A 16,328-nucleotide genomic window follows, 5' to 3' on the forward strand; every position below is an offset into this window, starting at 1 on the left:
CCACGATCGTCGAGACCCATCACCGCCCACGTCGGGCGTGATGGGTCTCGACGTTTTCGGTGGGTCTCGACGCTTTCGGGGGTCGCGGCGATCGCAGGGGTGCGCGGGGCTACCGCCCCGACACGTTGCCGAAGACCTTCGCGATAGGGGCGAGCACCAGGGGGCGAGCCGCCACCCACGCGCCGGCGATCACCACGAGCGACACCACGAACACCCAGAAGCCCGTCCACGTCACGGCATCCTGAGACGCGTACATGTGGTTGAGGTTGCGCAGGAATCCGGTCAGCATCACCAGCGCCACGTGCGCGATGATGAACGCCACGAAATACAGCATGATCGGGAAGTGCAGCGCCCGCGCCCACTCCACCGGGTACGCCTTCGAGAGCTTCTCGGCCTTCTTGGGCCACAGCCCCGACATCCGGAAGCCGGTGATCGCCGCCAGCGGGGCAGCGATGAAAACGGTCGCGAAGTAGGCGAGCTGCTGCAGACTGTTGTAGTTGTTCCAGCCGTTCTCGTGCGGCCAGTCGAACGACACGTACTGCAGGGCCGCCGACAGCGCATTCGGGAAGACCTCCCAGCTCGTCGGCACGATCCGCACCCAGTGCCCGGTGACGATCAGCAGCACCACGAACACGACACCGTTCACGAGCCACAGGATGTCGAGCGCCTGATGGAACCACAGCGTCAGGCTGATCTTGCCCTTGGGATTTCCCCGCGGCGCCCAGAACACGGTCGGCCGCTTCTCGGTGCGCACCCGCAGACCCGAGCGGATGATCAGCACCATCAGGAACACGTTGAAGAAGTGCTGCCACCCGACCCACGGCGCGAAGCCCGGCTCGACGGCGATCGGCGAGGTGTACTCGCCGGGGAACGCCGCGAGGAAGTCCTGCATGAACGGGAAGCTCAGCAGCGTGCGCACGAGCGCGACCGCGGCCGCCGCGAGAACACCGAGGGCTGCGGCACCGAACAGCACGGCGATGCCCTGCGTCCAGGTCGGGCGCGGACGAGCGGATGCGGCGGGCAGCGTGATGTGACGCGGCGCGCGGCCGTTCCAGGCCGTGGGAGGGCGGGGCGGGGCGGTCGCGGTGACGACGAGTGCCGCGCGGGGGGACGCTTCGACGAGGTCATCGACCCGATCCTGCTCAGCGACCCCGTCCTGCTCAGCGGGCCCGTCGGGTTCGACGGGACGAACCTGGGTCCCTGAGCCTGTCGAAGGGCCCCGCCCCGCGACGGTGCCGGCCGGCGGCCAGGGCTCGCCGCCCGGAGTGCGCGGGAGACCACGGCGGATGCCGGACGTGACGGGAGTCTCGTGGGCGGACGCTTCGACAGGCTCAGCGACCCGGTTTCGTTCAGCGACCGATTCCTGCTCAGCGACGGGCTCTGGATCAGGGACCGGGTCAGCGACCGGCTCGGACACCTGGGTCCCTGAGCCTGTCGAAGGGCCCCGCCCCGCGGGAGCTCCGACCGGTGGCCACGGCTCTCCACCCGGCGTGCGCGGGAGTCCGCGACGGAGGGAGCTCGGCGTCTCGTGGGGGGACGCTTCGACAGGCTCAGCGACCCACTCCGTCTCAGCGGGAAGAACCTGGGTCCCTGAGCTTGTCGAAGGGCCCCGCTCCGCAGAAACCTGGGTCCCTGAGCCCGTCGAAGGCACCCACCCCGCCGAGGCGCCCGCCGGCGGCCAGGGCTCTCCCCCGGGTACGCGCGGCAGACCGCGACGCAGCATCCGCCCCTCCTGAGCCTCGGAGACCATGGACTCCCCTACTTCCGGGCCTCGAGGGCGGCGATCACCTGAGGCACGATCGTGAACAGGTCGCCGACGATACCGAAATCGGCGACGTCGAAGATCGGGGCCTCGCCGTCTTTATTGATCGCCACGATGGTCTTGGAGGTCTGCATGCCCGCGCGGTGCTGGATCGCACCCGAGATGCCGAGCGCGACGTACAGCTGCGGCGACACCGAGACGCCGGTCTGCCCGACCTGGTGCGACTGCGGGATGTACCCCGCGTCGACGGCTGCGCGCGAAGCGCCGACCGCGGCCCCGAGAGCGTCGGCGAGTTCCTCGACGAGCACGAACTTCTCCTTCGAGGCGAGTCCGCGTCCACCCGAGACGACGCGGGTCGCCCCGCGCAGTTCGGGCCGCGACGAGGCCTGCTCGACGGCTTCGATCGGGCCGACGGATGCCGCGGCGACCCCCGACCCGGCGACGTCGAGCACCTCGACCGAGGGGGAGGCGACGGCCTCGGCCCGGGCATCCACCGCGCCCTGACGCACCGTGATGACCGGCGCGCCGTAGGTGGGAGCGGAGTCCACGAGGTACGCGCCGCCGTAGACGGAGTGGTGCGCGACCACGCCCTCGTCGTCGCGCGACACCCCGATCGCGTCGACCGACAACGCGAGCCCTGCGCGCACGGCGAGACGGGCGGCGGCGTCGCGTCCGGCGATCGAGTTCGACACGAGCACCGCGTCGGGCTGCACCCGCTCGAACGCGGCCTGCAGGGCGTCGACCACGGGCACGGTGAGGACGGCGGCATCCGCATCGGCCGTGAGCACGACGGATGCTCCGAGCGCGGCGACCTCGGCGGCGGCATCGGAGGAGCCGCCCACGATCACGGCGACCGGCGCACCGATCGTCGAAGCCGCGCCGAGCAGCGCGGCCGTACTCGAGGCGGGAGCACCGGCAGGGTCGACGTCGACGAGCACGAGGATCGGGTTCTCGGGGTAGCCCATGTCACACCAGCCTGTTCTGCACGAGGTAGTCGACGAGCTGCTGGGCGGCATCGCCCTCGTCGGTGATCTTGACCCCCGCCGCACGCGGGGGCTTCTCGGCGACCGCGGTCACGATGGTGCGCGGCGCCGCGGAGGGATCGGCCGAGACGTCGAGGTCGGCGAGCGAGAGCACTTCCACCGGCTTCTTCTTCGCGGCCATGATGCCCTTGAAGTTCGGGAAGCGGGCGTCCGGCAGCGCCTCGGTGATCGAGATCACGGCCGGCAGCGCGGCGCTCACCGTCTGCGACCCGAAGTCGGTCGCGCGGGTTCCGGTGACGGCATCCGCGCCGATCTCGACCGTCGTGAGTGCCGTCGCCTGCGCCCAGCCGAGGTGCTCGGCGAGCATCGCGGGGATGACCCCGCCCGAGCCGTCGGTCGACAGGTTGCCGGTGATGACGAGGTCGGGGGCGCCGCGGCGGATCGCGGCGGCGAGCACCTCGGCGGTGAGACCGAGGTCGGCGCCGGTGAGCTGCTCGTCGGCGATGTGCACTGCGGATGCCGCGCCGATCGCGAGCGCACGTCGCACCGTGGCGGTCGACCCCTCGGGGGCCATCGAGATGGCGACGACCTCCGTGCCCTCGCTCGCGTCGGCGTGGCTCAGGGCGACCTCGAGGGCGCGCTCGGTGATCTCGTCGAGCACCACGTCTCCGGCGGCCCGATCGGCCAGCCCGGTCTCCAGGTTCAGCTTGCGGTCGCCGTAGGTGTCGGGCACCTCTTTGACCAGGACGAAGATCTTCATCGATTGCTCCTCACGACTGTGTCGATTCTAGTCCTGCGGCACTGCGTCTCAGCTTCGATGAAACTGAGAACCAGCGGTGACGGCATCCGCTCGGCGGCGCGCGCGCCGAGTACCGTAGAGGCGTGGCCCGTCCCCGCCCCCTGCCCGTGGATCCGCTCGCCGAGGCGAAGCGGCAGTGGCTCGCGCACGGATGGACGGATGCCGCCGACGGCATGGCCGTCGTGACCTCGGTCATGCGGGCGCAGCAGCTGCTGCTCGCCCGCGTGGATCAGGCCCTCAAGCCCTTCGCACTGAGCTTCGCGCGCTACGAGGTGCTGCGCCTGCTCGCGTTCAGCCGCGAGGGGCGCCTGCCCCTGTCGAGCGTGGTGGCACGCCTGCAGGTGCACGCGACCACCGTCACCAGCACCGCCGACCGTCTCGTGCGCGACGGGCTGATCGTGCGCGAACCGCACCCGCACGACGGCCGCGCCGCCCTGCTCGCACTCACCGTGGCCGGTCGCGACCTGGTCGAGCGGGCCACCGCCGCGCTCAACGCCGACGTGTTCGCGTCTCCCGGCATCGATCGCGACGACGCGGCCGAGCTCGTCGCGATCGTCGCGCGCCTGCGCAAGGATGCCGGCGACTTCACCGACCCCCGCCCGACCCCGGAGCCCCTCTGACATGGCGCAGTTCGTGCTCGAGACCGTGATCGCCGCTCCCGTCGACGCGGTGTTCGCGGCATCCCTCGATCCCGAGCTGCACGTGCGATCGATGGCGGCGCACGGCGAGACGATGGTCGAAGCTCCCGCCGGCGGGGCGTTCAGCGAGGGCTCGACGGCCACCTGGCGGGCGCGGCACTTCGGCATCCCGTTCCGGTTGCGGTCGCGGGTGTTCGACATCGATCCCCCGCGCGGGTTCCGCGACCGGCAGATCTCGGGGCCGTTCGGGTCGTTCCTGCACGTGCACTCGTTCGCGGAGCATCCGCGGGGCACCCTCATGCGCGACGTCGTGACGTTCCGCTCGCCGTTCGGCCCGATCGGGCGCGCGGTCGACGCACTGTTCCTGCGCGAGTACATGCGTCGCGTGATCGCCGCGCGCAACCGCACCCTCGTGGCGGAACTCGAGAACCCCTGATCCCGGCGTACCCTGTGCGCATGAGCGAACTGCGCATCCACACGACCCTGCCGGCGGGCGGCCCGGCGACCGCCATCGTCCTCACCGATGAGCAGGTCGAATCGTTCGGCGCGGGCAAGGCCTTCCCGGTGGCGGTGACGATCGGCGAGCGCACCGCACGACTGCGTCTCAGCCGCATGGGAGGGCGCAACCTCATCGGCCTGAGCAAGGCGTCGCGCGCCGAACTGGGCGTCGAGATCGGCGACGAGGTCGACGCCGTCATCCGCCTCGACGCCGCTGAGCGCACCGTCGACGAGCCCGCCGAACTCACTGCCGCCCTCGACGCCGACCCCGCGCTGCGCGCCGCCTTCGACACCCTCGCCTACTCGGCCCGCAAGGAGCACGCTCGCGCGATCGCCGAGGCCAAGCAGGAAGCCACCCGCGAGCGCCGCCTCGCCAAGATCGTCGAGTCGCTGCGGGGCTGAGGCGGGCGCGGGAGTCATCTGTTCCGGAAGTCGGGCTGCCGCTTCTCACGGAACGCGGCCATGCCCTCCTTCTGATCCTCGGTGTCGAAGAGCAGCGCGAACGCCTGCTTCTCGTGCGCGAGGCCGTCGGTGAGCGAGGTCTCCATCGCGGTGTCGAGCGCGGCCTTCGCGGCATAGAGCGAGGGCAGCGACTTCGACGCGATCGCCTCGGCGAGCGTCGTCGCCTCGGCGAGCAGATCGGATGCCGGCACCAGCCGCGAAACCAGACCGATCCGCTCGGCCTCCTCGGCGCCGATGATCCGCCCCGAGAGCACGAGTTCGGCGGCCTTGTAGTACCCGACCGCACGGATGAGCCGCTGCGTTCCTCCCATACCGGGGATCACGCCGAGGTTGATCTCGGGCTGCCCGAACTTCGCGGTGTCGGCGGCGAGGATGATGTCGCACATCATCGCCAGCTCGCATCCGCCGCCCAGTGCGAAGCCCGCGACCGCCGCGATCACGGGCGTGCGCACGGCCGCGAAGTCGCTCCATGCGCCGAAGTGGTCGGTGGCGAGCATCTCGGCCGACGACATGCCCTCCATCTCCTTGATGTCGGCACCCGCGGCGAAGGCCTTCTCGGACCCGGTGACCACGATCGCCCCCACGCCCTCATCGGCGTCGAACGCGACCGCTGCGGCCGTGACCTCCTCCGACACCCGGCCGTTCAGGGCGTTCAGCGCCTGCGGTCTGTTCAGGGTGATCCACCCCACGCGTCCGCGCTGCTCGACCAGGATCGTCTCGTATTCGGTCATGTCTCTCCTTCGTCGCGTGGTCTTCAGTATCGCGCCCGCGTCCCTCGTCTCGCTCCACTCGATCAGGAGCGGGGTGCGGAGTCGCGGATCTCGGTGATGATGCCGGAGAAGTCGCGGCCGGCGCCGTCGCCCGCGGCGTAGGCGGCGTAGAGCTGCTGGGCGAGCCGACCCATGCGGGCATCCGTCGAGGTCTGCTCGATCGCCTGCAGGGCGAGCCCGAGATCCTTGGCCATCAGCGCACCGGCGAAGCCCGGCTGATAGTCGCGGTTCGCGGGACTCGTCGGCACCGGACCCGGCACGGGGCAGTTGGTGGTGATCGACCAGCACTGACCGGATGCCTGCGACACCACGTCGAACAGCGCCTGATGTTCGAGCCCCAACCGCTCCCCCAGCACGAACGCCTCGGCGACGGCGATCTGCGACACGGCGAGCACCATGTTGTTGCACACCTTCGCCGCCTGGCCGAGCCCGGAACCGCCGCAGTGCACGATCCTCTTACCCATCGCCTCGAGCAGCGGAAGGGCAGCGGCGAAGTCCTCGTCGCTGCCGCCCACCATGAACGCGAGCGTGCCGTTCTCGGCTCCCACGACCCCGCCCGAGACGGGAGCGTCGATGTTGCGGTGCCCCGCGGCGAGCGCGAGCGCGTGCGCCGCGCGCGCCTCGTCGACCGCGATCGTCGACGATTCGATGAACAGCGTGCCGGGCCGGGCCGCCGCGAGCAGCCCGCCGTGGTACGCGTCGAGCACGTGCTTCCCGGCGGGGAACATCGTGATGACGGCATCCGCATCGGCTGCGGCGTCCGCCCCGCTGGCCGCGATCGGGATGCCGGCGGCCCGCGCCGCATCCGCTGCCGCGGGCACCGGGTCGAACCCCTGCACCTCGTGCCCGGCCTTCACGAGGTTGACCGCCATCGGCAGGCCCATGTGGCCGAGACCGAGGAAGGCGATGCGGCTCATGATGCGCTCCGCATCGAAGCCGATCCGGAGGGCCGCAGCATCTCGCGCCCGACGATGAGCCGCATGATCTCGTTCGTGCCCTCGAGGATCTGGTGCACCCGCAGGTCGCGCACGACCTTCTCGATGCCGTAGTCCTGCAGGTACCCGTAGCCGCCGTGCAGTTGGAGCGCGCGGTTGGCGATGTCGAACCCGGCATCGGTCGCGAAGCGCTTGGCCATCGCGCAGCGCATCGTCGCGTCCGGCGCCTTCGCGTCGACCGCCGCCGCGCCGTCGCGCACCATGAGGCGCGCGGCCTGCAGTTCGGTGCGCATGTCGGCGATCTGGAACAGGATCGACTGCTTCTCGGCGAGCGGCTCGCCGAACGCGACCCGCTCGTGCACGTATCGCACGGCCCGGTCGAGCGCCCACTGCGCGCCGCCCAGCGAGCAGGCGGCGATGTTGAGGCGTCCGCCGTTGAGGGCCGACATCGCGATCGCGAAACCGCGCCCCTCCTCGCCGAGCAGAGCGGATGCCGGCACCCGCACTCCGTCGAAGATCACCTGGCGCGTGGGCTGCGCGTGCCACCCCATCTTCTTCTCGAGGGCGCCGAAGCCGAGCCCCTCGGCATCGCCGGGGACGAGGATGGCGCTGATGCCACCGGCACCGGGGCCGCCGGTGCGCGCCATCACGACGTACACCGCGGCCTCGCCCGCGCCGGAGATGAACTGCTTCACGCCGGTGAGCACGTAGTCGTCGCCGTCGCGCACCGCGCTCGTGGCGATGTTCGCGGCATCCGATCCGGCGCCCGGCTCGGTGAGGCAGTAGCCGCCGAACTCCGCCATGGCGGTGAGATCGGGCATCCACCGGGCGATCTGCTCGTCGCTGCCGTAGGTGTCGATCATCCACGCCACCATGTTGTGGATCGAGATGTACGCCGCGACCGCGGGGTCGCCCTGCGCGAGCTCCTCGAAGATCGCGACGGTGTCGGTTCGACTGAGCCCCGTGCCGCCGGATTCCTCGCGCACGTAGATGCCGCCGAGGCCCAGCTCGCCGCCGCGGCCCAGCGACTCGCGGGGGAAGATGTGCTGCTCGTCGCGCTCGAGCGCGTGCGGGGCGAGCTCGATCTCGGTGAACTCGCGCACGGCCTCGAGGATCGCGTCGCGCTCGTCGGCGGTGAGGGGAGTGGTCACGTCGGTCATGGTCATCATCGACTCCTTGATCCTGGGTTCCTGCCCTTCGACAGGCTCAGGAACCGCAAAAGATGTGGTCAGTGCATCGTGGGGATGACGAAGCTGGCACCGTCGCGGATGCCCGCCGCGGGCCAGCGGCTCGTCACCGTCTTGGTCTTCGTGTAGAAGCGGAAGGCGTCGGCGCCGTGCTGGTTGAGGTCGCCGAACCCGCTGCGCTTCCAGCCGCCGAACGTGTAATAGGCGATGGGCACCGGGATCGGTACGTTCACCCCGACCATGCCCACCTCGACCCGGGCCGCGAAGTCGCGGGCGGCGTCGCCGTCGCGCGTGAAGATCGCGACGCCGTTGCCGTACTCGTGCTCCGAGGCCATGCGCAGCGCCTCCTCGTAGTCGGCGGCGCGGGCGATCACGAGCACCGGGCCGAAGATCTCCTCGCGGTAGATCGCCATGTCGGTCGTGACGTGGTCGAACAGCGTCGGTCCGAGGTAGAACCCCTCCTCGTGGCCGGCGACCGTGAAACCGCGGCCGTCGGCGAGCAGCGTCGCGCCCTCGTCGACGCCCTGCTGGATGTATCCCTCGACCCGTTCCACCGCGGCGCGGGTGACCAGGGGTCCGTAGTCGACATCGGCCGCGAGTGACGGCCCGACCCGCAACTGCCCGACGCGTTCGAGGAGCTTGGCGGCGAGAGCATCCGCCGTCTGCTGCCCGACCGGTACCGCCACCGAGATCGCCATGCACCGCTCACCGGCCGATCCGTACCCCGAGCCGATCAGCGCGTCGACCGCCTGATCGAGGTCGGCGTCGGGCATCACGATCATGTGGTTCTTCGCGCCGCCGAAGCATTGCGCGCGCTTGCCGTGCGCCGCTGCGGTGGCGTAGATGTACTCGGCGATCGGCGTGGATCCGACGAATCCGATGGCGCGGATGCGGTCGTCGGTGAGCAGCGCATCGACGGCCTCCTTGTCGCCGTGCACCACGTTGAGCACGCCGGCGGGAAGCCCGGCTTCGAGGAAGAGCTCGGCGAGGCGCACCGGCACCGAGGGGTCGCGCTCACTGGGCTTGAGCACGACGGCATTGCCCGCGGCGAGCGCCGGGCCCGCCTTCCAGAGCGGGATCATCGCGGGGAAGTTGAACGGGGTGATCGCGGCGACCACGCCGAGGGGCTGGCGCATCGAGTAGACGTCGATGCCCGCGCCGGCGCCGGTCGAGTACTCGCCCTTGAGCAGGTGCGGGGCGCCGGCCGAGAACTCGATGACCTCGAGCCCGCGCTGGATGTCGCCCTTCGCGTCATCGACGGTCTTGCCGTGCTCGCTCGCGAGCAGCTCGGCGAGAGACTGCATCTCGCGCTGCACCAGATCGAGGAAGCGCAGCAGCACACGGGCGCGCTTCTGCGGGTTGGTGGCGGCCCACTCCTGTTGGGCGGCCTCGGCGTTCGCGATCACCGCGCGCACCTCGTCGGCCGAGGCGAGCGGCACGCGGGTCTGCACGGCGCCGGTGCTGGGATCGAACACGTCGGCGAAGCGCCCGTCAGCCGGCGTGAGGTGCGATCCGCCCACGAAATGCGGGATGGTACGAGTCATTGTGCGACGTCCCTTCGTGCCATCGTTGGCACATCGCGAGTTTACTTCGATCCCCGCGTATTTACTAGGGCGTCCATGCATCTCACGGCCACCCCTCCCGAAAAGCGCACTGATCGATCACGAATGCCGGGTATCGAGCCCCAGAATCGACATTTCGCACCGGTCGGAGCAGCATCCGGATGTTGAGGCGGCGTTCACCGGCCGGTCACTTCGGCGAACTACAACTACAGATGCGCGGACGACTCAGACCGGATCGGGAAGTCACAGGATTCCGCGCCTCGGGCGCCAAGCGCCCGCAGACCCCCGCCGAATCGGGTCGGCGGGGGTCTTCTCCGTCTTCCGGACGCGTCAGCCGCGGTATCCGCCGTCCATGACTCAGGACGAACGGCGCCGATCGGCCGATTCGGGCCCGGTTCGCGGCCGATTCGGCGCATCCGTCCTGAGTTATGCCCCCTCACGCACTCGGGACGATGACGACCTTGCCGCGCAGCGTGCCGGCTGCGGCGGCCGCGTGCACCGACGCGACCTCCTCGAGACCGACGCGACGCGACGCCACCACCCGCAGCGACCCGTCGTCGACCAGGGCGACGAGATGCGCGAGCTGTTCGGGGTCACTGCGCACGTATACGGTCTCGCCGCGCACGCCTCGGCCCTCGTCGCCGGGCGTCGGCATCCACGCGGTCGAGCTGACCACGAAGCCGCCGTCACCCACCAGTGAGACGAGCGCCGCGAACTCCTCGGGCTCGATCGGCGCGAGATTCAGCAGCACGTCGACCGGAGCCCCCACCCCGTCGCGCACCGAACCCCCCGTGTGATCGACGACCTCGTCGGCGCCGGCAGCCTCGACCGCGGCACGGCTGCGCGGGCTCGCCGTCGCGATCACGAACACCCCCGCGTGCTTCGCCAGCTGCACGGCGTACTCACCGACCGTTCCGCCGGCGCCCACGATCAGGATGCGCTGCCCCTTCTGCAGCCCGGCGACATCGAACAGCGCCTGCCAGGCGGTCAGTGCGACCGACGGGAGCGCCGCGGCATCCACCAGATCTCCCACCGCGGGCGCGGCGACCAGCAGATCCGCGGGCGCGACGACGTACTCGGCATCCGCGCCGTCGTCGGTCATCGAGAGGAATCCGATGACCCTGTCGCCGATCGCCCGACCGTCGACGCCGACCCCGATCGCGTCGATCGTGCCGGCGACGTCGTAACCGGGGGTGTGCGGGAGCGCGACGGGAAACGGGAGGGTTCCCCCGCGGATGCCGCCGTCGGCGGGGTTGAAACCGGCGCCCGCGACGCGGATGCGCACCTGCCCCTCGCCCGGCTCGGAGACTTCGACCTCGTCGACGCGCAGGACCTCGGGGCCGCCGAGCTGGTGGAAACGTGCTGCCTTCATGATGACTTCCTTCTCGATTCAGATGCTTCGAAGTTGAAGCACTTATCGAACCGTAGCACTGCTTCGATATCGAAGCAACTAATTCGAGATCGAAACACCTACACTGGAGAGCATGGCCGCCGACACCCCTCCCCTCGACCCCGCCGAACTCGGTGCGTACTTCGCACTGATCGAGGTGAGCAGCCTGCTGCGGCACGCCGTCGAACAGCAGCTGAAGGAGACCGGAGACCTCAGCTACGTGCAGTTCCAGCTGCTCGCGACCCTCGGGGATTCACCGAACGGCAGCGCCCGCATGACCGCGCTGGCCGATGGCATCGTGCTCAGCCGCAGCGGCCTCACCCACCAGGCCGGCCTGCTCGAGAAGAGGGGCCTGGTGACGCGCGCCCCGTCGCCCGACGATGAGCGCGGCGTGACGCTCACGATCACCGACGCCGGGCGGGCCGTGCTCTCCGCCGTCTTCCCGGGGCATATCGGCGAGCTGCGAAGGTTGTTCCTCGCGCCGCTCGACGCCGACGACGTCCGCTCGCTCACCGCACCGCTCGAGAAGGTGCGCGAGCACATGCGCCGGATCCCCCCGCGCTCGGCCGCGCCCCGCCGCCGCAGGACGGCCGAGTAGCCCTACAGCCTCTCGACGATCATCGCGTTGGCCATGCCGCCGCCCTCGCACATCGTCTGCAGCCCGTAGCGACCACCCACCGCGTCGAGGTGATCCACGAGTGTTCCGAGCAGGCGCGTGCCCGACGAGCCGAGCGCATGGCCGAGCGCGATCGCGCCGCCGCGCGGGTTGAGCCTGGCCGGGTCGGCACCGAGCTCGGCCGCCCAGGCCAGCGGCACCGACGCGAACGCCTCGTTCACCTCGTACGCATCGAGGTCGTCGATCGTGAGGCCGCTGCGGTCGAGGATCCGCCGGGTCGCCGGGATCGGCCCCGTCAGCATCATCAGCGGGTCGTCGCCGACGACGGCGAACGAGCGGATGCCGGCGCGCGGAACCAACCCGAGCGATTCGGCTCTCTCGGCGCTCATCAGCAGCGCGGCCGAGGCGCCGTCGGTGAGCGGCGAGGAGTTGCCCGGGGTGATCCGCCAGTCGAGGTCGGGGAAGCGCGCGGCGAGCGCGTCCGTGCGGAAGGCCGGGTTCAGACCCGCGAGCCCCTCCGCCGTGGTTCCCGCTCGGACGGTCTCGTCGGTCACGGCATCCGGCGCTTCGACGACCCCGACGACCGTGCGATCGAAGAAGCCCGCGGCCCAGGCATCCGCCGCCCGCCGGTGCGACTCGGCGGCGTAGGCGTCGAGCGCGTCACGGTCGAGCCCCCAGCGCTGCGCGATCAGCTCGGCCGAGACGCCCTGGTTCACCAGCCCCTCGGGATACCGGGCGCGCACGCGCGGTGACATCGGGGAGCCGCCGGCCGCCGACGATCCGAGGGGCACCCGGCTCATCGACTCGACCCCGCCCGCGATCACGATGTCGTAGGCGCCGGCCATGATCCCCTGCGCCGCGATGTGCACCGCCTGCTGGCTCGACCCGCACTGCCGGTCGATCGTCGCCCCCGGCACGCTCTCGTCGAAGCCCGCGGCCAGCACCGCCTGGCGCGCGATGTTCGTCGACTGGTCTCCCACCTGACTCACGCAGCCGAGCAGCACGTCGTCGATCTGACGCGAGTCGAGGCCGTTGCGCTCGAGCAGCGCCTGCAGCACTCCGGCGGCGAGATCGACCGGATGCACTCCCGAGAGCGCACCCCCGGGCTTGCCGCGCCCGACCGGGGTGCGGACGACATCGACCAGAACGGCTTCGCTGCGCGTGCTCATTCCCCCATTCTGCGCCGATCGCTGCGCCCGCGCCGTAATCCGCCCGTCACACGCCGCGAATAGAATCGACGACGCGCCATCACCCCGGCGCACCCCGCACGCAGGCCCGCGACCCGGGCCGCCCGCTCTCTCGAGGACCCCACCATGTCCAGTGATCCCATCACCGTGTCCATCCGCCGTGAAGTCGACCCCGCCCGCATCGCCGAGGCGACCGCGTGGGTGCAGACCGGCGTCAACCTCGCCAACAAGTACCCGGGATTCCTCGGGTCGGGCTGGGTGCGGTCGGGGGATGAGACCAACGTCTGGCACATGCTGTACCGGTTCGCCGACGAGCAGACGCTCACCGCGTGGGAGGACTCCGGCGAGCGCGGCTGGTGGCTGTCGATGGGCGAGGGCTTCGTGCGCAGCGAGCGCTCGCGCCGCCGCACCGGAATCGAGGGATGGTTCGACGAACCGACCACCGGCACGATCACGGTGCAGACGACGGATGGCCGGGCCGAGGTCGCGGTCGTGAACGCCCCGCCGCGGTGGAAGCAGGCGGTGTCGATCTGGCTCGGGTTCTTCCCGGTGAACCTCGCCTTCACGTACGCGATGTCACCCGTGCCGGGATGGGATGCACTGCCGATCTGGCTGCGGGTGCTCGTGACCACCGCGGTGCTGACACCGATCATGGCCTACCTCGTGCTGCCCTGGGTGACCCGGCGCCTGCGCCACTGGCTGGCGCGCTGAAGTCAAGGGACACCCCCGGGAGCGGATGCCGTGGCACTGTGGTGACATGCGCATCGCTCTCACCGGATCATCGGGCAAGCTCGGCCGCGTCGTCGCGAGGGAACTCCGGGCGAACGGGTACGAGGTCATCGGGATGGACGTCACGGGGGTCCGCGGTCCGGACTTCGTGCAGGTCGATCTGACGGACTACGGGCAGGTGGTCGACGCGTTCACCGCGGTCGGCGACCGGCACGACGGCATCGACGCGGTCGTGCATCTCGGCGCGATCCCCGCTCCCGGCATCCGCAGCGACGTCGCCACCTTCCACAACAACATGCCGGCCACGTTCAACGTGTTCTGGGCGGCGGTGCGCCTCGGCATCCGTCGCATCGTCTACGCGTCGAGCGAGACCGTGCTGGGGCTGCCGTTCGACGTGCCGCCGCCCTACATCCCGGTCGACGAGGACTACCCTCCCCGGCCCGAGTCGGTGTACTCGCTGGTGAAGACGCTCGAGGAGCAGCTGGCGACCGAGCTCGTGCGCTGGCACCCGGGCGTGTCGATCACCGCGCTGCGGTTCTCGAACGTCATGGACCCCGAGGACTACGCCGCGTTCCCCGCCTTCGACGCCGATGCGACGCTGCGCAAGTGGAACCTGTGGGGCTACATCGACGCCCGCGACGGCGCCCAGGCCGTGCAGCGCGCCCTCGAGGTCGCGGCCCCCGGGTTCGACAGGTTCATCATCGCGGCCGCCGACACGGTGATGTCGCGGCCGAACGCCGAGCTGATCGCCGAGGTCTTCCCCGGCGTGCCGGTCACCCGCGACGTCGGGCCGAACGAGACGCTGCTGTCGATCGACCGGGCGCGGCGGGTGCTGGGCTACGACCCGCAGCACTCCTGGCGCGACGAGGTCTGACGCGCCTGCGGCAGGCACTCGACAGGCTCAGCAACCCAGCTCTGGTCTCAGCAACCCCGACGGCATCCACGCGCTACCGTCGAGGCATGAGCCGCCCGCCCCGCGCACTCCGGATCCCGCTCGCCGCCGTCGCGACGTTCGCCCTGCTGTCCGCCCTCGCCGGCATGATCGGCCTGACCGTCGGCGGCGGCATGGGCGTGCCGACGGAGTGGCTGGAGGGCACGGGCTTCGACTCGTACGTGTGGCCGGGGGTGATCCTGGGCGTCGTCGTCGGGGGCGTGCAGGTGCTCGCGCTGGTCGCGCAGTTCGGCCGGTTCGCGCTCGCGTGGGGTATGCACGCGGCGGCGGGCATCACGATGATGATCTGGATCTTCGTCGAGATCGCGATCCTGCTCGTGTGGTCTCCACTGCACGGCATCTTCTTCGCGACCGGTCTGATCCAGACGGTGCTGGCCGTCCTGGCGCTCGGGGCATGGCCGCGGCCGTTCTTCGCGCGGGATGCTCCGACGAGCTCAGCAACCCAGTTCTAGACACGTGGCGGGTGCTTCGACAAGCTCAGCAACCCAGTACTCGGCTCGCAACCCAGTTCCGAAACCTGGGTCCCTGAGCCTGTCGAAGGGCCCCACCCGCAGAACGCCTACAGCCCGAGCCGCTCCAGATACGGGTTGACGAGACGCCGCTCCGGGTCGAAGCGCGCGGCCAGCGCAGCGAAGTCGTCGAAACGCGGATACCGTTCGCGCACCTCGGCGGCGTCGAGCGTGAACACCTTGCCCCAGTGCGGGCGGGCGGTGGGCGGCAGCGCCGCTTCGAGCGTCGGCAGGAACGCGCGCACGGCTGCTTCGTCGGGCTTCCAGGTGAAGTGGATGCCGACGGCATCCGTGCCGTGCGACGAACTCAGCCAGAGGTCGTCGGCGTTCACCGTGCGGATCTCGTTCACCAGCAGCAGCGGAGCGATCTGCCCGGCGAGCGAGCGCACGGCCTGGATCGCGGCGACGGCGTCGGCACGGGGCACGAGGTACTCGCTCTGGATCTCGGCACCGGCCGAAGGGGTGAACTCGAGCTTGAAGTGCGCGAGCCGCTCGAACCACGGCCCGGGCGCGCCGAGCTGTTCGGTGCACGCGACGGGGTCGACGCCGAGGATCGGATGCCGCTTGCTCGCCGCGGCTTCGGCCCCCAGGCTCTCGAACAGGGACTCGCGGGCGGCCTCGCGCGCCTCGGGGAGGCGCTGCTTGACCCAGATCTGGTCGGCGACGTCGGTGTGCTGCCAGGTCGAGAAGATACTGACGCTGGTGCCGATGCCGGTGACCGCTTCGAGGTCGGTGAGGATCGCGTCCCACGACGGGTGCTCGAAGACGTGCTGCGCGACGTCGTAGGTCGGCTCGACGTCGAGGGTGAGGTCGACGACCGCGCCGAGGGCGCCGAGACTCACGACCGCACCGTCGAAGTCGACGTCGCCGCGACGCAGCTCGCGCGTCTCGCCACCCGGGGTGACGATCGTGAGGGCGCGCACGGCACTCGCGAGAGAGCCGATCGCGTCACCGGAGCCGTGGGTTCCGGTGGCGACGGCACCGGCGACGGAGATGTGCGGCAGCGAGGCGAGGTTGGCGAGCGCGAGCCCCTCGGCGGCGAGCAGCGGGGCGATGTCGCCGTAGCGCAGTCCTCCGGCCACCCGCACGGCGTCGCGCTCCGGGCTCACCTCGAAGACCGCGGGCAGTCGGTCGAGGGCGATCAGCGCACCCTCGGTGTCGGCGATGTCGTTGAAGCAGTGGCGCGAGCCCAGCATCCGCACCGGTCCGCCCTGCGCGAGCAACGCCCGCAGCGCGTCGATCGACGTCGGGTGCTCGACCCGGGATGCCCGATAGGTGAGGTTGCCCGCCCAGTTGCGTTCGTTGCCCATCGCGCCAGCATAGCCAGGAGCACATCCTCTACAACGATG

17 protein-coding genes are annotated in these 16,328 nt (G+C 70.7%); 7 read left to right on the forward strand and 10 right to left on the reverse strand.

The annotated features are described in order from the left end of the window. Positions 1-109: 109 nt before the first annotated feature. From ACZ5Y9_RS16000 to ACZ5Y9_RS16010, 3 genes are all read right to left on the reverse strand, one after another. Positions 110-1,417, reverse strand: coding sequence for a cytochrome b/b6 domain-containing protein (locus tag ACZ5Y9_RS16000; protein ID WP_464471816.1), 1,308 nt, complete (start codon positions 1,415-1,417; stop codon positions 110-112). A gap of 341 nt (positions 1,418-1,758) precedes the next feature. Then, complete coding sequence (locus tag ACZ5Y9_RS16005; RefSeq protein ID WP_464471817.1) at positions 1,759-2,727, reverse strand: electron transfer flavoprotein subunit alpha/FixB family protein; 969 nt, start codon at positions 2,725-2,727, stop codon at positions 1,759-1,761. A gap of 1 nt (position 2,728) precedes the next feature. Next, on the reverse strand, positions 2,729-3,505 hold the full coding sequence (locus ACZ5Y9_RS16010) for an electron transfer flavoprotein subunit beta/FixA family protein (RefSeq protein WP_464471818.1): 777 nt from the start codon (positions 3,503-3,505) through the stop codon (positions 2,729-2,731). 122 nt (positions 3,506-3,627) lie between these two features. On the opposite strand from ACZ5Y9_RS16010, the gene ACZ5Y9_RS16015 reads away from it, so the two are divergent. The 3 genes from ACZ5Y9_RS16015 to ACZ5Y9_RS16025 are packed head-to-tail and all read left to right on the forward strand — an operon-like array spanning position 3,628 to position 5,082. Beyond that, positions 3,628-4,164 (forward strand): MarR family winged helix-turn-helix transcriptional regulator, encoded by a 537-nt coding sequence (locus tag ACZ5Y9_RS16015; RefSeq protein WP_247624500.1) that lies wholly within the window; start codon positions 3,628-3,630, stop codon positions 4,162-4,164. Position 4,165: 1 nt separating this feature from the next. Then, complete coding sequence (locus tag ACZ5Y9_RS16020) at positions 4,166-4,618, forward strand: SRPBCC family protein (protein WP_247624499.1); 453 nt, start codon at positions 4,166-4,168, stop codon at positions 4,616-4,618. 20 nt (positions 4,619-4,638) lie between these two features. After that, a complete protein-coding gene (locus ACZ5Y9_RS16025) occupies positions 4,639-5,082 on the forward strand; it encodes a YdeI/OmpD-associated family protein (RefSeq protein WP_336641702.1) in 444 nt (147 codons plus the stop codon). A 14-nt stretch (positions 5,083-5,096) separates the two neighbouring features. Here ACZ5Y9_RS16025 and ACZ5Y9_RS16030 read toward each other — a convergent pair whose 3' ends face one another. From ACZ5Y9_RS16030 to ACZ5Y9_RS16050, 5 genes are all read right to left on the reverse strand, one after another. Beyond that, positions 5,097-5,873: an enoyl-CoA hydratase-related protein gene (locus ACZ5Y9_RS16030; RefSeq protein WP_464471819.1), complete on the reverse strand. Its 777-nt coding sequence runs from the start codon at positions 5,871-5,873 to the stop codon at positions 5,097-5,099. 62 nt (positions 5,874-5,935) lie between these two features. Then, the gene (gene mmsB / locus ACZ5Y9_RS16035; protein ID WP_464471820.1) at positions 5,936-6,829 is read right to left on the reverse strand and encodes a 3-hydroxyisobutyrate dehydrogenase; all 894 of its coding nucleotides are present in this window, start codon (positions 6,827-6,829) and stop codon (positions 5,936-5,938) included. After that, a complete protein-coding gene (locus ACZ5Y9_RS16040) occupies positions 6,826-8,013 on the reverse strand; it encodes an acyl-CoA dehydrogenase family protein (RefSeq protein WP_247624495.1) in 1,188 nt (395 codons plus the stop codon). Before ACZ5Y9_RS16040 ends, mmsB begins: the two co-directional genes overlap by 4 nt. A 62-nt stretch (positions 8,014-8,075) precedes the next feature. Continuing rightward, positions 8,076-9,578 (reverse strand): CoA-acylating methylmalonate-semialdehyde dehydrogenase, encoded by a 1,503-nt coding sequence (locus ACZ5Y9_RS16045; RefSeq protein ID WP_464471821.1) that lies wholly within the window; start codon positions 9,576-9,578, stop codon positions 8,076-8,078. Between the two features lie 454 nt (positions 9,579-10,032). Beyond that, entirely contained in the window at positions 10,033-10,968 is a 936-nt protein-coding gene (locus ACZ5Y9_RS16050) for an NADP-dependent oxidoreductase (protein WP_464471822.1), read from the reverse strand. A 112-nt stretch (positions 10,969-11,080) separates the two neighbouring features. Between ACZ5Y9_RS16050 and ACZ5Y9_RS16055 the strand changes: the two genes are divergently transcribed. Then, positions 11,081-11,584 (forward strand): MarR family winged helix-turn-helix transcriptional regulator, encoded by a 504-nt coding sequence (locus ACZ5Y9_RS16055; protein ID WP_247624492.1) that lies wholly within the window; start codon positions 11,081-11,083, stop codon positions 11,582-11,584. 2 nt (positions 11,585-11,586) lie between these two features. Here ACZ5Y9_RS16055 and ACZ5Y9_RS16060 read toward each other — a convergent pair whose 3' ends face one another. After that, positions 11,587-12,771 carry a thiolase family protein gene (locus ACZ5Y9_RS16060; RefSeq protein ID WP_247624491.1) on the reverse strand — a complete coding sequence of 395 codons (1,185 nt, stop codon included), beginning with the start codon at positions 12,769-12,771 and terminating at the stop codon, positions 11,587-11,589. Between the two features lie 144 nt (positions 12,772-12,915). Here ACZ5Y9_RS16060 and ACZ5Y9_RS16065 point away from each other — a divergent pair, with 144 nt between their 5' ends. The 3 genes from ACZ5Y9_RS16065 (at position 12,916) to ACZ5Y9_RS16075 (ending at position 14,922) form a co-directional block, all read left to right on the forward strand. Next, positions 12,916-13,500: an antibiotic biosynthesis monooxygenase gene (locus ACZ5Y9_RS16065; RefSeq protein WP_336641695.1), complete on the forward strand. Its 585-nt coding sequence runs from the start codon at positions 12,916-12,918 to the stop codon at positions 13,498-13,500. A 46-nt stretch (positions 13,501-13,546) separates the two neighbouring features. Beyond that, complete coding sequence (locus ACZ5Y9_RS16070) at positions 13,547-14,392, forward strand: NAD-dependent epimerase/dehydratase family protein (protein WP_247624489.1); 846 nt, start codon at positions 13,547-13,549, stop codon at positions 14,390-14,392. A gap of 86 nt (positions 14,393-14,478) precedes the next feature. After that, the gene (locus tag ACZ5Y9_RS16075) at positions 14,479-14,922 is read left to right on the forward strand and encodes a hypothetical protein (RefSeq protein WP_247624488.1); all 444 of its coding nucleotides are present in this window, start codon (positions 14,479-14,481) and stop codon (positions 14,920-14,922) included. Positions 14,923-15,029: 107 nt separating this feature from the next. Here ACZ5Y9_RS16075 and ACZ5Y9_RS16080 read toward each other — a convergent pair whose 3' ends face one another. Further along, positions 15,030-16,289 carry a D-arabinono-1,4-lactone oxidase gene (locus tag ACZ5Y9_RS16080; RefSeq protein WP_464471823.1) on the reverse strand — a complete coding sequence of 420 codons (1,260 nt, stop codon included), beginning with the start codon at positions 16,287-16,289 and terminating at the stop codon, positions 15,030-15,032. Positions 16,290-16,328: the final 39 nt, after the last annotated feature.

It is taken from the genome of Microbacterium sp. T3-8, from assembly GCF_055398145.1.